We start from the raw sequence: 4,405 nt of genomic DNA, 5'->3' as shown, positions 1-4,405 counted from the left end.
GGCGGCGAGGCCGACACGCGTGACGGGTCCGGGGCGCCGTAGTCCGGCACTCTCCGGCCCCGTCGGGCTTCCGCGTCCTCAGGCCAACTGCTCGGGAAGGGACCGGGGATCCGCCGTGCCCGCACGGCGCCGGGCCGCCCACAGCCCCGCCGCGACGGCGGCGGCAGCCAGCCCCAGCAGACCCACCGCACCCGCCAGGCTGCCGACCGCCGACTCCAGGGCGAGCAGCACCAGCGGGCAGACGAACTCACCGCCGAAGAAGGCCGCAGTCCACAGCCCCGTGCCCCGGCCGCGGTCCTCGAACGCCAGGCGGGACATGGCACTGGTGAGAAGGGCGGGCAGCAGCATGCCCGTGCCCAGGCAGTTGATCACCGCTCCCACGACCAGCAGCGGGGCACTGCCCCCGAGGAACATCACTCCGAAACCGGTCGCACAGAGTGCGAGAACGGCCGGCAGCATCGGGTCGGGCGAGCGCTTCAGCCGGGCGAACGTGACCGCACCGGCCACGGTGGCGGCACTCGCGATCGCGGTGGCCAGACCGATCACCCCGGTGCTCTTCACGCCGAGGTCGTCCAGCAGGTACGCCATCTCCACCGGGACCGTGTAGAAAACCATCGCTCCGAAGAAGGTGAGAACACAGATACCCCCCAACTGCCGCCATGGGAACGGACGGCGGGCCGGAGCCTCGGTCGTTTCGGTCTGGGCCGGGGCGTCGTCGGCGGCTCCGCCGGCTGCCGGGTCGGGCAGAGCGATGGCCATCAGCGGGGCGAGCGCCAGGCTTATGGCGTACACCCAGAAGGGGACCCGCCAGCCCGCCGCGCCGACGGCGCCGCCGACCACGAAGAAGACGGTGGCCGACGCGGAGGCGCACATGGTCTGCAGGGCGAGGTACTTCACCCGCTGATGACCGGAGTAATAGTCGCCGATCAGCGTGGTGCAGCACGTCATGATCGCGGCCTCGGTGACGCCGGCCAGGGCGCGGCTGGCGATGATCGCGCCCAGCGAGTCCAGCCACAGCGGCGCCGTGCCGAACACGGCGTACAGGACGGTCGCCACGATCAGCAGGCGCCTGCGGCCAAGGCGGTCGACGATCACCCCGGCGAACGGGGCCAGCAGTGCCAGTGCCAGCGCCGGAACGGTCAGCGCGAGGGGCACCAGCGCCTTGGCGCCGGGGACGGACTCGAAGTGATCCTGCATCTTCGGGAGTACCGGGGCGATCAGTACCGCCCCCAGGATCGGCAGACAACTGCCTGCCATCAGCAGCGTCAACCGCAGCAGATGGGCCGGACCCGAGACGGCGACGGATGACGGGGCGGCGTCAACCACCGCCGCGGGGGACGGGGGCACGGAACCGGGCATGGCGACTCCAGGGGACGGTGTACGGGAGCGGGCATGCCATTCACGGGCGCCGGTGGCGCACGGCATGCTGAGGACGGCCGTACGCCGGCGGCTGATCCGGACAGCGGCGTGCGGGTAGGGACGACTACGAGCTGTCCGGGGGCCTGCCGCCATCCTCCGCGCAATCCGAATCCCTTATCCGGCCCATCCACGCCCTGGATGGGGTATGCCCGCGCTCCGGGGCGCGAAGGAGCAGTTCGCCGGAGCGGGTCCGCCATCAGGTCTGTGGCCAGGGGCACTTCGACCACTGTCGCACGGTGGTGCGTGTGGGTGTCGGTCTTGGCCGTCGTGGTTACGGCGGTCAGGGCCAGGACGGTGGCGACGGTGGCGTCCGTCAACCTCTTCGTGGAGTTCACCGCAAGGTTTGAAAGTTCAAACACTAACTGCGCCTGCTCCGTGGCCGCCACCTCATCTGCGAGGTCTCGGACGCCAGCAGCACCGCACCCCACCTGCGCCGTGCCCGTACCTACGACGAGGGCGGTCGAGGTCTGCTGCTCGTGGCGCAAGTCAGTCGCGGTCGGGGCACGCGCCACTCCGGCACGGGCAAGACCATCTGGGCGGAACCGGCCCTGGACTCGTCCGGGTCCGAGTAGCCGCAGGCTCGGGTGCGGCTGCTGTGGCTGCTGTGGCGCACGGCGCAGCCGTTCGTCGCTGGGCGCGGGCACGTGAACCGGACCGGCCACGCATCGACCGGCAGGCCGGAACACGGCCGACCGATCACGATGGCGGGTGCAGCTCCGCCCGTCGTCGTTGCCCGCCAGCCCACCGGTCTACGCTGCTGCGGCAGAGCGGATCCGGGCGCCGATGGCGTCCAGGGTCTCGGCGATGGCGATGGTGTCGGCCAGCGGCATGACCGGGCTCTCGGTGAGCCCCTCGGCGAGGCAGCGGTGCACCTCGTCGATCTCGAACTGCATTCCGTTGCCTTCGTGGGAGGCGTCGATGTGTTCCGTTCCCGCGGGAGTGGTGACCGTGAGGGCCTGGGGGCAGTGCATGAACGCCGGGAGGTCGATCCAGCCGGCAGCGCCGGAGATACGGGCCGTGCACTCCGTGTTGGCCCGCAAGCCCGTGGTGACCACGCCGAGCCGATCACCGGGGTGCCGCAGGACCGCCGCGACCTGCTCGTCGACTCCGGTCCCGCCGATGACGCCGTCCGCGATGACATGTTCGGGAGTGCCGAGCACCATGTGGCACAGCTGGACCGGGTAGATCCCCAGGTCGAGCAGTGCGCCACCGCCGAGGTCGGGCCGGAAGAGGCGGTGCTCCGGATCCGCCGGCATGTGGAACCCGAAGTCCGCCTTCACCTGAAGAGGTTCACCGATGCGTCCCGCGGCGATGATCTCCGTGAGGGACCGGTAGGCGGGCAGAAAGCGGCTCCAGATCGCCTCCATCAGGAACAGCCCGCGAGCCTGGGCCTCCGCCGCCATGCGGCGAGCCTGGGCGGTGTTCAGAGCGAAGGGCTTTTCGCACAGCACGTGCTTGCCTGCCCGTAGGCAGGCGAGGGTGTGTGCCTCGTGCTCGGATTGCGGTGTCGCCACGTAGACGACATCGACGTCGGGGTCGGCCGCGAGGGCGGCATGGTCGCCGTAACGGCCCGGTATCCCGAAGCGGTCTCCGAACGCCTCGGCCCGCTCCCGTGACCGCGAAGCCACCGCGACGATCTCCCCGCCGTCGGCCAGCCGCATCGCCTCCGCGAATCCGGCCGCTATCGCGCCCGGTCCGACGACACCCCAGCGGTACTTGCTCATGGTGTTCACCCTCGGTCATGCGCAGGAATCTGCGCGCGGCTCTCTCGGCGCCGGGCCGGCGGCGGCTCACGCTAACACGAAAACAGCACAATGTTGCTGGTTTGGGCTCGGTAGAGTACGGGTCGTCGCCGTGGAACAGGAGGGCTCATGTCGGCACCTCCCGCCCGCGGTCCGTATGCGAAGTCGGCGCAGGTGCGACGGCGGATCCTCGAAGTCTGCGTGGAGGTCTTCGGGGAGACGGGCTTCTACGGGGCCTCCACGAAGGACATCGCCCAGCGTGCCGGCATCAGTCACACCGGTCTGCGTCACCACTTTCCCCGCAAGGAGGACCTGCTCGCCGCGGTCATGGAACTGCGTGACGACCAGAGCGTCCAGCTCCTGGAATCAGCCCAGGCGCTCGACCCGCAGGGGCATCCCGTCGAAGCGCTCCTGGGTATGCTCGCCGTTGTCGCCGAGCTCGAACGCCAGCCGGGCATCCTGGCGTTGTACTGCGTCACCTCCGGCGAGGCCACCGCGCCCGACCATCCCGCACACCCGTACTACGTCGAGCGCTATCGCGGCCTGCGGGCCTTCTACACCGCCGCGTACACGGCGCTCGCCCAGCGCGGCGCTCTGCGCTCGGTGATCGCCCCGGAAACCCTGGCCACCATGACACTGGGCCTCCTCGGTGGGCTCCAGGAGCAGTGGCTCTTCGACCGCGACGCCGTGGGGATCGAGCACATGCTCCGCACCTTCATCGGCTCGTTCGTCCCGGACCTCGCTCCGCCGAACCCTCCATCGACAAGCCGTTGACCAAGACAGACGCAGCGGTCCGGCTGGATGTCCTGGCCCGGCACGCCGAGCGGTCGACTGGTGCGGCCCCCACCCGGCAGGCCTCGTTCCCGTACCCGGACAGCCTGCCCCCACTCCGGCGGCAAGGCGAACGGGGCGGTGAAGTCCTCGCCCGGGAAGGGCCGTTCAGGGACGACAGGCCCGGCAGGGCTGAGAGTGCGGGCACCCGGCTGGTGTGGTGTACCGCTGCTGTGGGCGATGACGCCGGGGAGCATGACCAGCGAGGTCGCGCCTTCCTGCCCGTCCGAGGGGCAGAGCGGGACGCGGATGCCGTGCCGGTCGGAGGTTCCACCTCCTCGTACGTCTCCGGCGGGTTCCGTGAACGCGCCTTTCCGGACTGCCTGTGAATCAGCTGAAGCTTCGCTTTGGCTGATTCACGACTTCCGGCGACCCTGACCGGTCCGCCGCGGCCCGCGGGGAGGACCGCGGCG

3 protein-coding genes and 1 pseudogene are annotated in these 4,405 nt (G+C 70.6%); 2 read left to right on the top strand and 2 right to left on the bottom strand.

Annotated features, from left to right (window positions below):
- Positions 1 to 78: 78 nt before the first annotated feature.
- Positions 79 to 1,359 carry an MFS transporter gene (locus AB0J04_RS19000; protein WP_363169625.1) on the bottom strand — a complete coding sequence of 427 codons (1,281 nt, stop codon included), beginning with the start codon at positions 1,357 to 1,359 and terminating at the stop codon, positions 79 to 81.
- Positions 1,360 to 1,781: 422 nt separating this feature from the next.
- On the opposite strand from AB0J04_RS19000, the pseudogene AB0J04_RS18995 reads away from it, so the two are divergent.
- A pseudogene (locus AB0J04_RS18995) lies at positions 1,782 to 1,991 on the top strand (ATP-binding protein); the annotation flags it as partial.
- 177 nt (positions 1,992 to 2,168) lie between these two features.
- Here AB0J04_RS18995 and AB0J04_RS18990 read toward each other — a convergent pair.
- Positions 2,169 to 3,143 (bottom strand): Gfo/Idh/MocA family oxidoreductase, encoded by a 975-nt coding sequence (locus AB0J04_RS18990; protein WP_363169624.1) that lies wholly within the window; start codon positions 3,141 to 3,143, stop codon positions 2,169 to 2,171.
- A 147-nt stretch (positions 3,144 to 3,290) separates the two neighbouring features.
- Between AB0J04_RS18990 and AB0J04_RS18985 the strand changes: the two genes are divergently transcribed.
- Complete coding sequence (locus tag AB0J04_RS18985; protein WP_363169623.1) at positions 3,291 to 3,935, top strand: TetR/AcrR family transcriptional regulator; 645 nt, start codon at positions 3,291 to 3,293, stop codon at positions 3,933 to 3,935.
- Positions 3,936 to 4,405: the final 470 nt, after the last annotated feature.

The sequence above is a fragment of the Streptomyces sp. NPDC050263 genome, from assembly GCF_040655955.1.
GTDB lineage: Bacteria > Actinomycetota > Actinomycetes > Streptomycetales > Streptomycetaceae > Streptomyces.
The sequence above is the reverse complement of the archived record's forward strand: the minus strand, read 5'-3'. Positions and strand labels throughout refer to the sequence as shown.

Excerpts from the sequence above, each read along its gene's own strand:
- AB0J04_RS18985 (WP_363169623.1), top strand. The coding sequence starts at position 3,291 with ATGTCGGCACCTCCCGCCCGCGGTCCGTATGCGAAGTCGGCGCAGGTG.
- AB0J04_RS19000 (WP_363169625.1), bottom strand. The coding sequence starts at position 1,359 with ATGCCCGGTTCCGTGCCCCCGTCCCCCGCGGCGGTGGTTGACGCCGCC.
- AB0J04_RS18990 (WP_363169624.1), bottom strand. The coding sequence starts at position 3,143 with ATGAGCAAGTACCGCTGGGGTGTCGTCGGACCGGGCGCGATAGCGGCC.